Genomic DNA, 15,616 nt, shown 5'->3' on the forward strand with positions numbered 1-15,616 from the left:
TATCAAACGCGCAGGCGGCCGCCCGTGCGCGCCACCAGTTGGGCCATGACGGCCTGCACCGCCGCTTCAATCTCGGCTTCAGTGAGCGAAGCCTCGCCACTGCCCAAGGTCAAGCGCACCGCCAAGCTCTTTTCACCTGCCGCCACGCCTGCAGTGGTTGATGGCTCTTCGCCGGGCTTCAACGCCTTGGGGCGGTACACGTCAAACAACACGGCAGAGCGTAGCAAGGTGCCAGGCACGGCAGACTCGACCGCCGCCATGACTTCGCTGTGCGTCACGCGCTCTGCCACGACGATGGCCAGATCACGCTCCACGGCCTGGTGTTTGGCCACGGCGGTGAAACGGGGCACCGTGCGCAGCAGCACGGCGTCCAGCTCCAGCTCGAACATCACGGGCGCCTGGGGCAACTCCCAGGACTGGCGCCATTGCGGATGCAACTCGCCCACAAAGCCCACGGCACGGCCTTGCATCAGCACGCGGGCGCAACGGCCAGGGTGCATGGCAGGGTGCGTTGCGGGCTCAAAGGTGGCACGCAGCGGCGCCAACAAGGCCTCGACATCGCCCTTGACGTCGAAGAAATCAATACCTTGCTCTTTGCGGCCCCACTGAAGGATGTCGCTGGCACCATAGGCCACGCCAGCTACCCGCATGGGCTGGTGAAAACCCTCGACCGTAGTGTCGGTGTTGGCCACAGAGGCATCGCGCAAAAACACGCGGCCCAGTTCAAACACGCGCACCCGCTCGGCCTTGCGATCCAGGTTGAACTTGAGCACTTGCAGCAACGAGCCCAGCAAGGTAGAGCGCATCACGCTCATCTGGCTGGCAATCGGATTGAGCAGCTTGATAGGGTTGGCATTGGCTGCCAACTGCTGCTCCCAGCGCTCTTCCACAAAGCTGAAATTGATGGTCTCTTGGTACCCCAACCCTGCCAGCACACGGCGCACAGCGAACGGGCTGCGCTGGGCCTCGGCACGCAGCTTGGGGGTGATGGGCGCCAAGGGCGGTGTGGTGGGCAGGTTGTTGTAACCCACCATGCGCGCCACTTCCTCGATCAGGTCTTCCTCGATGGCAATGTCAAAGCGGTAGCTGGGCGGGGTTACCGTCACCACACCGTCAGATTCAGACACCGGCAGCCCCAGGCGCTGGAGCGCGTCCACGCACTGTGCCTGGGTCAGTGGCATACCGATGACCTTGGCCGCGCGTGCCACGCGCAATGCGACAGGCTGTGCCGTGGGCAGATTGACCGTATGGTCATCGATGGGGCCGCAAGCCGTATCGGCAGTACCGCAGATATCGAGAACGAGCTGCGTGATGCGCTCGATGTGCTCGACGGTCAGGCTAGGGTCAACACCCCGCTCAAAGCGATGGCCTGCGTCGGTCGAGAAGTTGAAACGGCGCGAACGCCCCGCCACGGCCTTGGGCCACCAGAAGGCGGCTTCGATGTAGATGTGGCGCGTGTCGTCAGACACCGCCGTGGCATCGCCACCCATAATGCCAGCCAGCGATTCGACCTGGCTGTCATCGGCGATCACACCCACCTTGTCATCGACGGTGATCGTGTTGCCATTGAGCAGCTTGAGCTGCTCACCGGCCTTGCCCCAGCGGACTTGCAGGCCACCGTGGATTTTGTCGAGGTCAAAAATATGCGAGGGGCGGCCCAGCTCAAACATCACGTAGTTCGAGATGTCCACCAGTGGCGACACACCACGCTGACCGCAGCGGGCCAAGCGGTCCAGCATCCATTGGGGAGTTGCAGCGCGCGTGTTCACGTTGCGCACGATGCGACCCGAGAAACGGCCACACAGATCGGGCGCGCCCACCTTCACGGGCAGCTTGTCTGCCAGCTGGGCCGGCACGGCCGGGAACGACGGTTGCTGCAATGGAGCACCGGTCAACGCAGACACTTCACGGGCAATGCCGTAGACGCTCAGGCAATGCGCAAGGTTGGGCGTGAGCTTGAGGGTGAAGAGCGTGTCATCCAGATTCAAATGCGCGCGGATGTCCTGACCCACAGGGGCTGATGCGTCCAGCTCCAGCAAGCCGCCGTGGTCTTCCGACAGCTTGAGCTCACGGGCCGAGCACAGCATGCCCTGGCTTTCCACTCCACGCAGCTTGCCCACCTTGATCAGGAAAGGTTTGCCATCGTCGCCCGGGGGCAACTCAGCGCCCACCAAGGCACAAGGTACCTTGATGCCCACACGGGCATTGGGCGCACCGCAGACGATGTTGAGCAAGGCGCCCTGCCCCACATCGACCTGGCACACGCGCAGGCGGTCGGCATCAGGGTGCTGCACAGCCTCCTTTATCTCGCCGACCACGATCTTGGTGAAGGGCGGAGCGACGGGGCGCAGTTCCTCAACCTCCAGCCCCGCCATGGTCAGGGTGTCGGCCAGCTCTTGGGTGGTCAGTGGTGGATTGCAGAATTCGCGCAACCAGGACTCAGGAAATTGCATAGTGAGATTCTTTGGCGTTTGCTCTTAAAAAAGGAGCTGCTGGCGCTTTTCAATCAGGGGTTTCAGAACGAAATGACGTTGAAACTCAATAAATACGTACGCAGCCAGCTCACTTTTTTGCGTTATTGGAACTGCGACAGGAAACGGATGTCACCGTCGAAGAACAGGCGCAGGTCGTTGACGCCATAGCGCAGCATGGTCAGGCGGTCAGGCCCCATGCCGAAGGCGAAGCCGATGTACTTCTCAGGATCGAGCCCCATGTTGCGCACCACGTTGGGGTGCACCTGGCCCGAACCCGCCACTTCCAGCCAACGGCCGGCCAAGGGGCCCGTCTGGAACTGGATATCGATCTCGGCGCTCGGCTCGGTGAAGGGGAAAAAGCTGGGGCGAAAGCGCAGCACCAAGTCATCGCTTTCGAAGAAGGTGCGGCAGAAGTCCGTGAAGATGACCTTCAAATCCTTGAAGCTCACGTTCTCGCCAATCCACAGGCCTTCGCACTGGTGGAACATGGGCGAGTGCGTGGCATCGCTGTCCACACGGTAGGTGCGGCCGGGGGCGATGACACGGATTTCAGGCATGGACTGGCCTGCATCCAGTGCAGCGCGGTGCTTTTTCACATGCTGCACGGCATGGCGAATCTGCATCGGGCTGGTGTGCGTGCGCAGCAGGTTGGGGGCGGTGGCAGTGCCGCCCTCCACGTAGAAGGTGTCGTGCATGGAACGCGCGGGATGGTCTTCCGGCGTGTTCAGTGCGGTGAAATTGAACCAGTCGGTCTCGATCTCGGGGCCTTCGGCCACATCAAAACCCATGGAGCCAAAAATGCCCTCAATGCGCTCCAGCGTGAGCGACACAGGGTGCAAGCCGCCTTGGCCGCGCTGACGCCCTGGCAGACTCACATCCAAGGCCTCAGCCTTGAGTTGGGCTTGCAGTTCCGCATCCGCCAGAGCCTGCCGGCGCGCAGTCAGCGCGGCCTCAATCGCTTGCTTGGTCAGGTTGATTGCGGCGCCACGGGACTTCTTCTCTTCGACGGACAGCTGCGCCATCCCCTTCATGAGCTCCGTCACACGGCCTGATTTGCCCAGAAACTGCGCCTTGGCGTTTTCCAGCTCGGCAGGGGTAGCGCTCTGCGCAAACAGCTGTGTTGCGCTTTCGACCAGAGAATCCAACTCGTTCATATCGACTCTTGAAAATAAACAAGGGCTAGTGCCTTTTCAAGCTCTAGCCCTTGCTGTTATTGCGCAAGAAGCTATCAAAATGATAGCCTCTTATCGTGATCTCAAGCAGCCAGCTTGGCCTTGACTTGGTTCACGATGCTGCCGAAAGCAGCCTTGTCGTGCACGGCGAGGTCGGCCAGCATTTTGCGGTCGATCTCGATGGATGCCTTCTTCAGGCCGTTGGCGAACTGGCTGTAAGTCAGGCCCAGTTCACGGGCAGCGGCGTTGATACGGGCGATCCACAACTGGCGGAACACACGCTTCTTGGTGCGGCGGTCACGGTAGGCATATTGCCCAGCCTTCATTACCGCCTGTTTGGCGATACGGAAGACGTTACCGCGGCGACCACGGAAACCCTTAGCAAGGGCGAGAACTTTCTTGTGACGGGCACGGGCCGTTACACCACGTTTGACGCGAGGCATGTATGTACTCCTTGTTCGTCAGTAAATTAAACGCCCATGCCGGGCAGCATCTGTGAAATCGAGCCCATATTGGTCTCGTGCACAGCAACCGCACCACGCAGATGGCGCTTGTTCTTGGTGGTCTTCTTGGTCAAGATGTGACGCTTGAAGGCTTGACCGCGCTTGACGGTGCCACCTGGACGAACGCGGAAACGTTTTTTCGCGCTGCTCTTGGTTTTCATTTTGGGCATTTGAATGCTCCTTTTAGTTGTGCTCGTGAGGCGTTTGCAAACCGATCTGCAAACTTGTTGGCCCCGAGCCACTTCTACCCTGAAGGTCGCCCCTCAGGGTTTGGCGGTGCAAGCACCGCCTTTGCCAGGCGCCCCATCCTTTGACAGATGGCACACCCACAAATCTATCGAATCCGAATCACACCCGGACGATCCCTGCTCAAGCAGGAGTACCGCCAGCGGCATTCTCCGCCGCAGGCTTTGCTGCAGCAGGCTTTTTCTTACCAGGGGCAATCATCATGATCATCTGGCGGCCTTCCAGCTTGGGAAACTGCTCGACGAGGATGGAGTCCGCCAACTCATCACGGATACGGTTGAGCAGAGCCAAACCGAGTTCCTGGTGGGTGATTTCACGCCCGCGAAAACGCAAGGTGATCTTGCACTTGTCACCATCCGCCAAAAAGCGGCGAATGTTGCGCATCTTGATGTTGTAGTCGCCATCGTCCGTACCAGGACGGAACTTGACTTCCTTGATCTCGATGACCGTCTGCTTGGCCTTGGCTTCGGCAGCGCGTTTTTGTTCCTGGTACTTGAACTTACCGTAGTCCATCAGGCGGCACACTGGGGGATTGGCTGTAGCAGCAATCTCCACCAGATCCACATCCAGCTCGCCCGCCATGCGCAAGGCTTCCATCAAACTCACCACACCCAAAGGCTCGTTCTCAGGCCCAGAGAGACGAACTTCTGGGGCCATGATTTCACGGTTCAGGCGGTGTTTGCGCTCTTCACGGTGGCGACGATCACGAAATTCAGTAGCGATGGCTATCTTCCTTGAATCAAAATGCTACGAAAATTGTAGCTACACCCGCGCAACTGGCGTGCCCCAGAGCTAGATTCATTCAAAATCAGGCTTTGTCAGCAATGTCTTTGGCGATGAGTTCGATGAACGCATCCACAGACATTACACCGAGGTCACGATTGCCTCGGGCGCGCACTGCGACGGCTCCTGCCGCCTTTTCCTTGTCACCCGCGACGAGGATGTAGGGCAGCTTCTGCAACGAATGCTCACGTATTTTATACGTAATCTTCTCGTTGCGCAGGTCCACGGCCACCCTAAGGCCTTGATTGGGCAGCGCTTTTTGCAGTTTTGCTGCAATTTCACGACAGTAATCGGCTTGCGAGTCGGTGATATTGAGCACCGAAACCTGCACTGGCGCGAGCCAAGTGGGCAGCGCACCAGAGTGCTGCTCGATCAAGATGCCAATAAAGCGCTCCAGACTGCCCACGATGGCGCGGTGCAGCATGATGGGCCGGTGGCGTGCGCCGTCCTCCCCAACAAACTCCGCATCCAGGCGCTCTGGCAGGTTGGGGTCCACCTGGATCGTGCCGCATTGCCACGGGCGACCCAACGCATCTTTCAGCGTGTATTCGATTTTGGGACCGTAGAACGCACCTTCGCCCGGCAGGTATTCAAAATCGCAGCCTGACGCGCGCAAGCCATCGGCCAGCGCCTGCTCGGCACGATCCCAGCTTTCTTCGGAGCCAATGCGCTTTTCTGGGCGGGTAGACAGCTTGTAAATGATGTCCGAAAAGCCAAAGTCCTTGTAGACCTTTTGCAGCAGCCGGGTGAACGCCACCACTTCAGACTGGATTTGGTCCTCGGTACAGAAAATGTGCCCATCGTCTTGCGTGAAAGCGCGCACACGCATGATGCCGTGCAACCCGCCCGTGGGTTCGTTGCGGTGGCATTGGCCAAACTCACCAAACCGCAGCGGCAGGTCGCGGTAGCTCTTGATGCCCTGCTTGAAAATGATGATGTGTCCAGGGCAGTTCATCGGCTTGAGCGCGTAATCGCGCTTTTCCGACTCTGTCACGAACATGTTTTCGCGGTACTTGTCCCAGTGCCCTGTTTTCTCCCACAGGCTCTGGTCCAGGATCTGCGGCGCCTTGACTTCTTGGTAGCCGTTGTCACGGTACACGCGGCGCATGTACTGCTCCACCTCTTGCCACACCGTCCAGCCCTTGGGGTGCCAAAACACCGTACCGGGCGAGTGCTCGTCGATATGGAACAAATCCAGCTCACGCCCCAGCTTGCGGTGATCGCGCTTTTCCGCCTCTTCCAGCATCGTGAGGTACTGCTGCAAATCGTCCTTGGACGCCCATGCGGTGCCATACACGCGCTGCAACATTTCGTTGCGATGATCGCCGCGCCAATAGGCGCCCGCCACCTTCATGAGCTTGAAGAACTTCAGTTTGCCGGTACTGGGCACGTGAGGGCCACGGCACAGGTCTTCAAAGTCACCTTCGCGGTACAGGCTCACATCTTCATTGCTGGGGATGCTGGCAATGATCTCTGCCTTGTAGTGCTCGCCCAGGCCCTTGAAATAAGCCACAGCCTCGTCGCGCGGCAGCACCCGACGCACCACCGGCTCGTCTTTGGCGACCAATTCGGCCATGCGCTTTTCGATCGCCACCAAGTCCTCAGGCGTGAAGGGGCGCTTGTAAGCAAAGTCGTAATAAAAGCCGTTTTCGATCACCGGACCAATGGTCACCTGCGCATCAGGAAACAACTGTTTGACCGCATAAGCCAGCAAGTGAGCGGTCGAGTGGCGAATGACCTCCAGGCCATCGGCATCCTTGGCGGTCACGATGGACAAGGGGCTATCTGCCGTGATCTGGTAGCTGGTGTCCACCACCTTCTCGCCAATCTTGCCCGCCAGTGCCGCTTTGGCCAAGCCAGCGCCGATCGATGCAGCGACTTCAGCCACCGTGACCGGGCCAGGAAATTCGCGCTGCGAGCCATCAGGGAGCGTAATGTGAATCATGGGGATGTCCGTAAAGATAAGAGGCAGCGGGCAGCAAAGGCCCACGAAAAATTCAAAACAAAAAAGCGCGGAACCGGCCGCGCTTTTTGGAAGGGAGAGTGCATCTCGTACAGGCGCGAACGGCCAGCCACTAGTGGCCGGTAAGGATCTCCGTCGTAGTTCGCGGTGTCATAACCAGGATGCCTTTCTCGCTCTTGTGAATCAATCTTGCTGATATTTTAACCATCCCTTGCCAGCAGCCAGAAAAAAGCCCGGGCATGCCCGGGCTCAGATAGCGCGACCAGCCGCGCGGATCAGTGGAACTGCTCTTCTTCGGTCGAACCCGACAGGGCCTTCACGGAGGACGAGCCGCCTTGGATCACCGTGGTCACGTCGTCGAAGTAGCCTGCACCCACTTCTTGCTGGTGCGACACGAAGGTGTAGCCCTTTTCTCGTGCAGCAAACTCTGGCTCTTGCACCATCTCGGTGTAGTGCTTCATGCCCTCGCCGTTGGCGTATGCATGGGCGAACTGGAAAGTGTTGTACCAGTTGATGTGGATGCCAGCCAACGTGATGAACTGGTACTTGTAGCCCAGAGCCGACAGGTCTTCCTGGAAGGAAGCGATCTGCTTGTCGTTGAGATTCTTCTTCCAGTTGAACGAAGGCGAGCAGTTGTACGACAGCAGCTTGCCGGGGCAGGCAGCGTGCACAGCTTGCGCAAATTCGCGGGCGAAGCCGATGTCTGGCACGCCGGTTTCGCACCACACCAGGTCGGCGTAAGGAGCATAGGCGACACCACGGCTAATGGCTTGTTCCAGGCCGTTCTTCACGCGGTAGAAGCCTTCTTGCGTGCGCTCACCGGTCAGGAAGGGCTTGTCGTTGGCGTCATGGTCGGACGTGATCAAGTTGGCGGCCTCTGCGTCGGTGCGGGCCAGCACGATGGTGGACACGCCCATCACATCGGCCGCAAAACGTGCTGCAATCAGCTTCTCGCAGGCTTCTTGCGTTGGCACCAGCACCTTGCCGCCCATGTGGCCACACTTCTTCACCGCAGCCAGTTGGTCTTCAAAGTGCACGCCAGCAGCGCCCGACTGGATCATGTTCTTCATCAGTTCGAAGGCGTTGAGCACGCCGCCGAAACCGGCTTCAGCGTCCGCCACGATGGGCAGGAAGTAGTCGATGAATTCCTTGTCGCCAGGATTGATGCCGCGGCCCCACTGGATTTCATCAGCGCGCTTGAAGGTGTTGTTGATGCGGCGAACCATGGTGGGCACCGAGTCGTAGGCGTACAGCGACTGGTCGGGGTACATGGTCTCAGACGTGTTGCCGTCAGCGGCCACTTGCCAGCCCGACAGGTACACGGCTTCGAGGCCAGCCTTGGCTTGCTGCATGGCCTGGCCGGCGGAGATGGCGCCGAACGCGTTCACATAGCCCTTCTTGGCACCACCGTTGATCTTGTCCCACAGTTTTTCAGCACCACGCTTGGCCAGGGTGTGCTCAATGGGCAGCGAGCCGCGCAGACGCACCACATCGGCAGCGGAGTAACCGCGCTTCACACCCTTCCAGCGGGGGTTCTGGGCCCAGTCTTTTTCCAGGGCGGCAATTTGCTGTTCGCGGCTCAGTTGTTCGTTGAGGGATTGAGGCATGTGGACACTCCTGAGGTTGGTTGAAAACACCGGGCGGCTTCGCTGCTGCCCATGGAGATAACTCTAAGTCTTCTATAAGAGTTGAGCAAGCTCTTATGTCTTATAGAAGATATAAATTTTCTTGTTTTAAAACAATTACTTAGAGTACAAATATCTCAATGCGAGAGTTGTTTTCTCATATTGAGAAAATTTGCGGCGTCGCACCAAACTCTTTATTTCGCATTGCAAAAACGCATTTCCGCAATACAAAAATATCGACCACCCACAAGAGTCAGGCCTTCATCCAATCCCCACGCACGATGCATGCCGCATTGGCAACATAGCGAGGGTTGATTTCATACACAAGACAGCGCACCACCGCCCCATTGCAGGGCACGGCTACCTCGCGCTTCACATATTCATCTGTCGCGCACGGTCCCAACAAGCCTTCGATCGCATCCAGCACAGGCTCCAATGCCGGATCCATCTGATACACCTCGCCCACCACGGGCGGGCCGCCTGCGCGCAGCAGCAGCCCCGGGTAGGCACCAAGGTGGTACAGGTCGCCGGACACATAGGCTGCGCCCACCCATTGCGGTGCAGGGTGCAGCCGCCGGATGTCATTGGCCCCACCCGCGCGCAAAGTGCCATAGACAAAAACACAGCGCGCCTGCCGTGGCGGCAATGGCTCATCGGGCATGATGCGGGCTCCTTGATTTGGTGATCCGATGAGTCTAGTGCCCCACCCCAACCGCACCGTTTCCTACTTTTGCCTGGCACTCAGCATGGCCCTGGTGGGCAGCTACGTGGCACTGTCCAAGCCTCTGGCGGCCGCCATTCCCGTGTTTTTGCTGGCGTGGTTGCGCTTTGGCATCGGCGGGCTGGCCATGCTGAGCTGGTTGCGCAAACCGGTGCAAGAACCCCCGCTGAGCCCCCAAACCAAAAGACTGCTCTTTCTGGAGTCATTGCTGGGCAACTTCCTGTTCACCCTGTGCATGCTGTTTGGCGTCAGCCTGACGAATGCACTCTCCGCCGGGGTGACCATGGCGGCCATTCCTGCAGCAGTGGCCGTGATGAGCTGGGCCTTTCTGCGCGAACGCATTGCCCCCCGCACCTGGGCAGCCGTGGCACTGGCTGTGCTGGGCATCGCCCTGCTTTCGCTATCAAAAACAGAGCATTCAGCGCACAGTGCCATTGCCCTAGAAGGCAAAAACTCATCCGACCTAGTCTGGCTGGGCCAGTTGCTGCTGATTGGAGCGGTGCTGTGCGAGGCGGCTTACTCGGTCATTGGAAAAAAGCTCACCGGCAGCCTGGGGCCCAAGCGCATCACCTCCCTCATCAACCTGTGGGGCTTTGTGCTGGCCACTCCGCTGGGCCTGTACACCGCCTGGAGCTTCAATTTTGCACAAGTCAGCACAGGCAACTGGGTGCTGCTGGTGTTTTATGCGCTGGCCGCCAGCATGTGGACGGTGTGGCTTTGGATGACCGGGCTCAAATCGGTGCCTGCAGCGCAAGGCGGCATCTTCACCGTCATGCTGCCGGTCAGCGCGGCGCTGGTGGGGGTGCTGGTGCTGGGCGAACAACTGACGGGCATCCAGATGCTGGCGCTGGGCATTGCGCTGGCCAGCGTGCTGCTGGCCACTGTTCCATCGCGCGCAGCCGCCCGGGTGGGCCGTGGGCCGCAATGACACCCTGACAGCTGGCGCAGTCGCTCAAAAACAGCGCTTTGTCAAAAATTTGTCAAGCACAGGACCCCCCATCGGTGACACCGGGTAGCCCTTGCTACAAATCGAGGCAAAAAAAGCCTTTTCTCCCTTGGAAACCCGTTTTTTTCAAAGTAGCATCGGGCGGCCAGTGGGAACGCAGCTTTTCTCTGGTGAAGATTGATGTCCAAAAAGGAAAAACCCAACATGGCAACTGCAAAAAAAGCCCCGGCAAAGACAGCCGCCGCCGACAAGGCTGCAGCACCGGCAAAAAAGCGCACCCCTAACGCGGCCTTCATGAAGGCCCTCACCCCCAGCCCAGCTCTGGCTGCGGTGGTCGGTGCCGCACCGCTGCCACGCACGGAGATCATCAGCAAGCTGTGGGTCTACATCAAGGCCAACAACCTGCAAGACGCCACCAACAAGCGCAACATCAACGCCGATGCCAAGCTCAAGGAACTGTTTGGCAAGCCCCAGGTTTCCATGTTTGAACTGGCTGGCCTGATTGGCAAGCACGTCAGCTGATCGGGCTCCCGATCGGTCATGCAAAAAGCCGGCTTTGCCGGCTTTTTGCTTTTAGGGCGCACAAACCCCTTCCTGGCGAACCCAGGAACCCGTTCCAAGGCCTGTGTAAAGCTGTTGTTTGCAAACATCAATACAAATGAGAATGACCCTCATTTGATAGAATGTGTGACAGCCGACAATGCACAGCCATGTACAACACAGCGTAGCGCTGTGGTTCTAGCCACTGCCTCTGGTCTGCTTTGGTACGCCCACCGTTCGCTCTCCGTGCAACTGCCGTTGCAGCGCTTCGGGCCTGGGTCACACCACCCGCACCACACCATCCACGGAGGCCATCTTGGCAACAACAAGCGCACCGCGCGGCAGCAGCATGCTGCAATCCACACCATCCATCGCCCCCCAGTCCGACAAAGCCCTGCTGCCTCTGGGCGCCATGATGCTGGCCGCCTCCATGGGCAGCTGGGCACAATCCAGCGCCACCCCTGAGGTTGCCTTGCCCACCGTGACGGTGAAAGAGCAAGCCGCCCCCCAAGGCAAGGACACCCTGCTGCTCAAGCAAACCACCGTAGGCAAGGGCAAGCAAGACATCAAGGACATCCCCCAGTCCGTCACGGTGTTCACCGAAAAGCTGATGAACGACCGCAACCAGGACGACTTCCGCGAAGTGCTGCGCACCACGGCGGGCGTGACCTTCCTGGCGGGCGAAACGGGCGAGGAAGACGTGCGTCTGCGCGGCTTCTCGCTGGGCCAGGCCGGTGACATCTACAACGATGGCATGAAAGACGCCCCCCTGCTGGAGCGCGACACGTTCAACAACGACCGCGTTGAAGTGCTCAAGGGTTCGGCCTCCATGCTGTTTGGCAAGGGCTCGACCGGCGGCGTGGTCAACCAGGTGAGCAAGGCCCCCTTGCTGATCAACCAGCACGAAGCCTCGTACACCTACGGCACGGGCAACACCCACCGCGCTACAGGCGACTTCAACTTCATCACCGGCGAAAACGCGGCTTTCCGCCTGAACGCCATGGTGCAGGAATCCGACAACTTCGGCGCCAAGCAAGACAAGCGCGGCATTGCGCCCACCTTTGCCTGGGGCATTGGCACGCGCGATGAATTCTCTATCGGCGCCTACTACCTGACCACCGAAGGCCGCCCGATCTACAACCACCCCTGGCGCCTGTCGGCCGACGGCAAGATCAACACCACCTTGCCTGCCCGCAACTTCTACGGGCTGCAAAGCGACTACAACAACACCGAGTCGAAGTACGTCACGCTGGGGCACATCCACCGTTTTAACGACGGCGGCGAGCTGAACACCCGCCTGCGCTGGGGCAACTACAAGCGCGACATGCTGGCCAGCACGATTGGCTTCCAAAACAGCGCCATCACGCTGGACCAGATCAACGACAGCACCGTGCTGACCCGTGGCTCCAAGGGCCGCATTGGCGAGAGCGATGTGCTGCAAGCGCAAAGCGACTACAGCAACACCTTCAACTGGGGTGGCAAGAAGCACGCCGTGCTGGCTGGCGTCGACTATTACGACGACGACGCCAAGCGCAACCAGAACTACGCCAACACCACGGCCCGCCCCACCACCATCGTGGGCGCACCGGACAACGGCGCTGCCGTGGTCGATGGCCGCACGCCAGTGCAGTGGAACACCTTCAAGTCGCGCAACCTGGGCCTGTACGCACAAGACACGATGTCGTTGACCGACACGCTGAAGCTGGTGGGCGGCCTGCGCTATGACGACTTCAAGAACTCCTACCGCAATGCGGCAGGCTCCGTGACCAACGAAGTCTCCGACAGCCTGGTCAGCCCCCGTGTCGGCCTGATCTTCCAGCCCAACGAACTGTCTTCGTACTACGTGTCGTACGGCACTTCGTACAACACCTCGGGCGATACGTACCAGTACGGCATCAACCTGAGCAGCGCCACCAACCGCACCGCCGCCACGCCGCCCGAGAAGAGCCGCAACATCGAAATCGGCAGCAAGTTCGAGCTGTTTGAACGCCGTGCCCTGCTGGGTGTGGCCATGTTCTACAGCGAGAAATACAACGAGCGCAACACCGACCCTGACACCGCCGCTGCGCAAGAGCTGCTGTCGGGCAAGCGCCACGCCACGGGCATGGAGTTCAACCTGGCTGGCCGCATCTCGCCCCAGTGGGAAGTGTTCTGGAACCACACCTGGATTCCTGAAGCCAAGATCGACCGCAGCAATGTGGCCCTGGCCGCCAACGGTGGTGGTGCGCAGGTGCAAGGCGACCGCCCTGGCCTCACCCCCAAGCACAGCGGCAGCGTGTGGAGCACCTACGCCATCACCTCCAAGATCCGTGCGGGCGCTGGCGTGACCTACCGTGGCAAGCAAAACCCCGAAGGCTCGCGTGCGGTGTACGCCAGCGGCTTCGGCGTGATCGACGCCATGGTCGAGTACGCTATCGACGACAAGACCTCCGTCAAACTCAACGTGAACAACCTGTTTGACAAGGTCTATGCCGACTCGCTGTACCGCGGCTTCTACGTCCCTGGCGCCGCCCGCTCGGTCCAGCTCACCCTGAAGACCCGCTTCTGATCCGCAGCCCAACCCGCTGCCTGTAAAGCCTGTAACCGCCTGCACACCATGTTCCTGCACATCCAGAACGTTCTGACCCCAGAGGAAATCGCCTTTTTCAGGCAATCGCTCGGCGCAGACGCCCCCTGGGTGGACGGGGCACGCAGTGCGGGTGGGCAAGCTTTGCACCAGAAGAACAACCTGCAGCTGTCGCAAGCCAGCGAGCTGTCTGCCCAGCTGCAGGCCAAAGTCAAGGCGGCCGTGCACCGCAGCGCCCTGTTTTTTTCAGCGGCATTGCCACGGCGCATCTTCAACCCGCTGTTCAACAACTACGGCGACGGCGCCAACTACTACGGCAACCATGTGGACAGCGCCGTCATGCACTCCAAGGCCGATGGCTGCTGGGTGCGCAGCGACCTGTCTTGCACCTTGTTTTTGACCGCGCCCGAAGACTACGACGGTGGCGAGCTGGTCATTGCCCAGGCCCTGGGCGAAAAGCGCATCAAGCTGCCCGCAGGCGACCTGATTCTTTACCCCAGCAGCACCGTGCACCAGGTCTCGCCCGTCACACGCGGGCACCGCATCTGCAGCTTCTTCTGGGTGGAGAGCATGGTGCGCGGACTGGAGCAACGCCAACTGCTGTTTGACATGGACATGGCCTTGCTCAAGCTGCGCCAAAGCGTGGGCGAGACCGACCCCGCAGTGATTGCGCTGTCGGGCACGTACCACAACCTGCTGCGCATGTGGGCCGATGTGTAAGAACCTGCGTAGAGGCCCCAGCAGCATCACCCGATGCCTGCCAATCGCTTCAAATTACTCTCTTTTTAATAGCACCTCGCGCTTACCCAACAAGCGCCAGGTGCTTTTTTCATTGCAATGACCCATTCCCCCGCACTGCAAAAGGTTCCACCCACCGTGGTGTCCCTGGCCGACCACGAACAGCACGCCCGGCAGCACTTGGACGACAACGCCTGGGCCTACTTCAGTGGCGGCGCGGCCGATGAGATCACCCTGCGCGCCAACCGCAGCGCGTGGGACGCCCTGACCCTGTGGCCGCGCGTGCTGCGCCCCCTGGCGGGCGGGCACACCCGCGTCAGCCTGCTGGGCCGCACGCTGGCGCACCCCATCTTGCTGGCGCCCATTGCGTTCCAGCGCATGGCCCACCCCGACGGCGAACTGGCCACCGCCTATGCCGCCGCCGCGCTGGGCGCGGGGCTGGTGCTCAGCACCCAGGCCAGCCTGCCGCTGGAGCCCATCGCGCAGGCGGTGCTCAGCGACCCAGGGCGTGGGCCGCTGTGGTTTCAGCTGTATCTACAGCACGACCGGGGCTTTACCCAGGCCCTGGTGCAACGCGCCGAAGCCGCAGGCTACGAGGCCCTGGTGCTGACCGTGGACGCCCCCACCAGCGGCATCCGCGACCGGGAGCGCCGTGCCCACTTCCACCTGCCGCCCGGCATCGGCCCGGTGAACCTGGCCGGGCTGCAGCCCCCGCCCACCCCGGCCCTGCAGCCCGGACAAAGCGCGCTGTTCGATGGCCTGCTGCACCAAGCCCCCACCTGGGACGACATCGCCTGGCTCAAATCCATCACCCGCCTGCCCGTGCTGCTCAAAGGCGTGCTGCACCCGGCCGACGCTGTCCAGGCGATGGCGGTGGGGGCCGACGGGATCATCGTCTCCAACCACGGTGGCCGCACGCTCGATACCGCCCCGCCCACCGCCCTGGCCCTGCCCCGCATTGCGCAGGCCGTGGCGGGCGCAGTGCCCGTGCTGGTGGATGGCGGTATACGCCGGGGCACCGATGTGCTCAAAGCCATGGCGCTGGGTGCCAGCGCGGTGCTGGTAGGCAGGCCCGCCGTGCACGGGCTGGCCCATGCAGGTGCAGCGGGGGTCGCCCACGTGCTGCGCTTGCTGCGCGATGAGCTGGAGGTGGCCATGGCTCTCACAGGCTGCAAAACCCTGGCAGACGCACCGGCAGCCCTGTCGGCAGACTGATGGGCAGACTGCTGGGCCGCCATTGAACAGGCGCAAGTCCCTGCTGCAAAGCGGCTTGCGCACTGTCAACCCCACGAGCGCAAGGGAATGCATTGCAAATGCGATGGATTCGTATTTATAATTC

Annotated in this window: 13 protein-coding genes; 5 read left to right on the forward strand and 8 right to left on the reverse strand. The window is 60.6% G+C overall.

Annotated elements, in window-relative coordinates; genetic code table 11:
* Positions 1-2: 2 nt before the first annotated feature.
* The 8 genes from pheT to CLU88_RS07075 all read right to left on the reverse strand — a co-directional run bounded on the left by pheT (position 3) and on the right by CLU88_RS07075 (position 9,427).
* Positions 3-2,453, reverse strand: a complete 2,451-nt coding sequence (pheT, locus tag CLU88_RS07040) for a phenylalanine--tRNA ligase subunit beta (protein WP_099655977.1) — start codon at positions 2,451-2,453, stop codon at positions 3-5.
* Positions 2,454-2,575: 122 nt separating this feature from the next.
* Positions 2,576-3,628: a phenylalanine--tRNA ligase subunit alpha gene (pheS, locus tag CLU88_RS07045; protein WP_099655978.1), complete on the reverse strand. Its 1,053-nt coding sequence runs from the start codon at positions 3,626-3,628 to the stop codon at positions 2,576-2,578.
* Positions 3,629-3,729: 101 nt separating this feature from the next.
* Complete coding sequence (rplT, locus tag CLU88_RS07050) at positions 3,730-4,089, reverse strand: 50S ribosomal protein L20 (RefSeq protein ID WP_027475500.1); 360 nt, start codon at positions 4,087-4,089, stop codon at positions 3,730-3,732.
* Positions 4,090-4,115: 26 nt separating this feature from the next.
* Entirely contained in the window at positions 4,116-4,319 is a 204-nt protein-coding gene (gene rpmI, locus CLU88_RS07055; protein WP_008904041.1) for a 50S ribosomal protein L35, read from the reverse strand.
* Positions 4,320-4,518: 199 nt separating this feature from the next.
* On the reverse strand, positions 4,519-5,124 hold the full coding sequence (gene infC / locus CLU88_RS07060) for a translation initiation factor IF-3 (RefSeq protein ID WP_099655979.1): 606 nt from the start codon (positions 5,122-5,124) through the stop codon (positions 4,519-4,521).
* A 79-nt stretch (positions 5,125-5,203) separates the two neighbouring features.
* A complete protein-coding gene (gene thrS / locus CLU88_RS07065) occupies positions 5,204-7,123 on the reverse strand; it encodes a threonine--tRNA ligase (protein WP_099655980.1) in 1,920 nt (639 codons plus the stop codon).
* 293 nt (positions 7,124-7,416) lie between these two features.
* A complete protein-coding gene (aceA, locus tag CLU88_RS07070; RefSeq protein WP_099655981.1) occupies positions 7,417-8,748 on the reverse strand; it encodes an isocitrate lyase in 1,332 nt (443 codons plus the stop codon).
* Positions 8,749-9,019: 271 nt separating this feature from the next.
* Positions 9,020-9,427: a gamma-glutamylcyclotransferase gene (locus tag CLU88_RS07075; RefSeq protein ID WP_099655982.1), complete on the reverse strand. Its 408-nt coding sequence runs from the start codon at positions 9,425-9,427 to the stop codon at positions 9,020-9,022.
* A gap of 28 nt (positions 9,428-9,455) precedes the next feature.
* On the opposite strand from CLU88_RS07075, the gene CLU88_RS07080 reads away from it, so the two are divergent.
* The 5 genes from CLU88_RS07080 to CLU88_RS07100 all read left to right on the forward strand — a co-directional run bounded on the left by CLU88_RS07080 (position 9,456) and on the right by CLU88_RS07100 (position 15,492).
* A complete protein-coding gene (locus tag CLU88_RS07080) occupies positions 9,456-10,415 on the forward strand; it encodes a DMT family transporter (protein WP_099655983.1) in 960 nt (319 codons plus the stop codon).
* Positions 10,416-10,637: 222 nt separating this feature from the next.
* Positions 10,638-10,955 carry an SWIB/MDM2 domain-containing protein gene (locus CLU88_RS07085; protein ID WP_099658705.1) on the forward strand — a complete coding sequence of 106 codons (318 nt, stop codon included), beginning with the start codon at positions 10,638-10,640 and terminating at the stop codon, positions 10,953-10,955.
* A gap of 367 nt (positions 10,956-11,322) precedes the next feature.
* On the forward strand, positions 11,323-13,521 hold the full coding sequence (locus tag CLU88_RS07090) for a TonB-dependent siderophore receptor (RefSeq protein WP_099655984.1): 2,199 nt from the start codon (positions 11,323-11,325) through the stop codon (positions 13,519-13,521).
* 48 nt (positions 13,522-13,569) lie between these two features.
* Positions 13,570-14,259 carry a Fe2+-dependent dioxygenase gene (locus tag CLU88_RS07095; RefSeq protein WP_099655985.1) on the forward strand — a complete coding sequence of 230 codons (690 nt, stop codon included), beginning with the start codon at positions 13,570-13,572 and terminating at the stop codon, positions 14,257-14,259.
* Positions 14,260-14,376: 117 nt separating this feature from the next.
* A complete protein-coding gene (locus CLU88_RS07100; protein ID WP_099655986.1) occupies positions 14,377-15,492 on the forward strand; it encodes an alpha-hydroxy acid oxidase in 1,116 nt (371 codons plus the stop codon).
* Positions 15,493-15,616 lie beyond the last annotated feature (124 nt).

The sequence above is a fragment of the Acidovorax sp. 56 genome (assembly GCF_002749705.1).
In the GTDB taxonomy this organism is placed as follows: domain Bacteria; phylum Pseudomonadota; class Gammaproteobacteria; order Burkholderiales; family Burkholderiaceae_C; genus Acidovorax.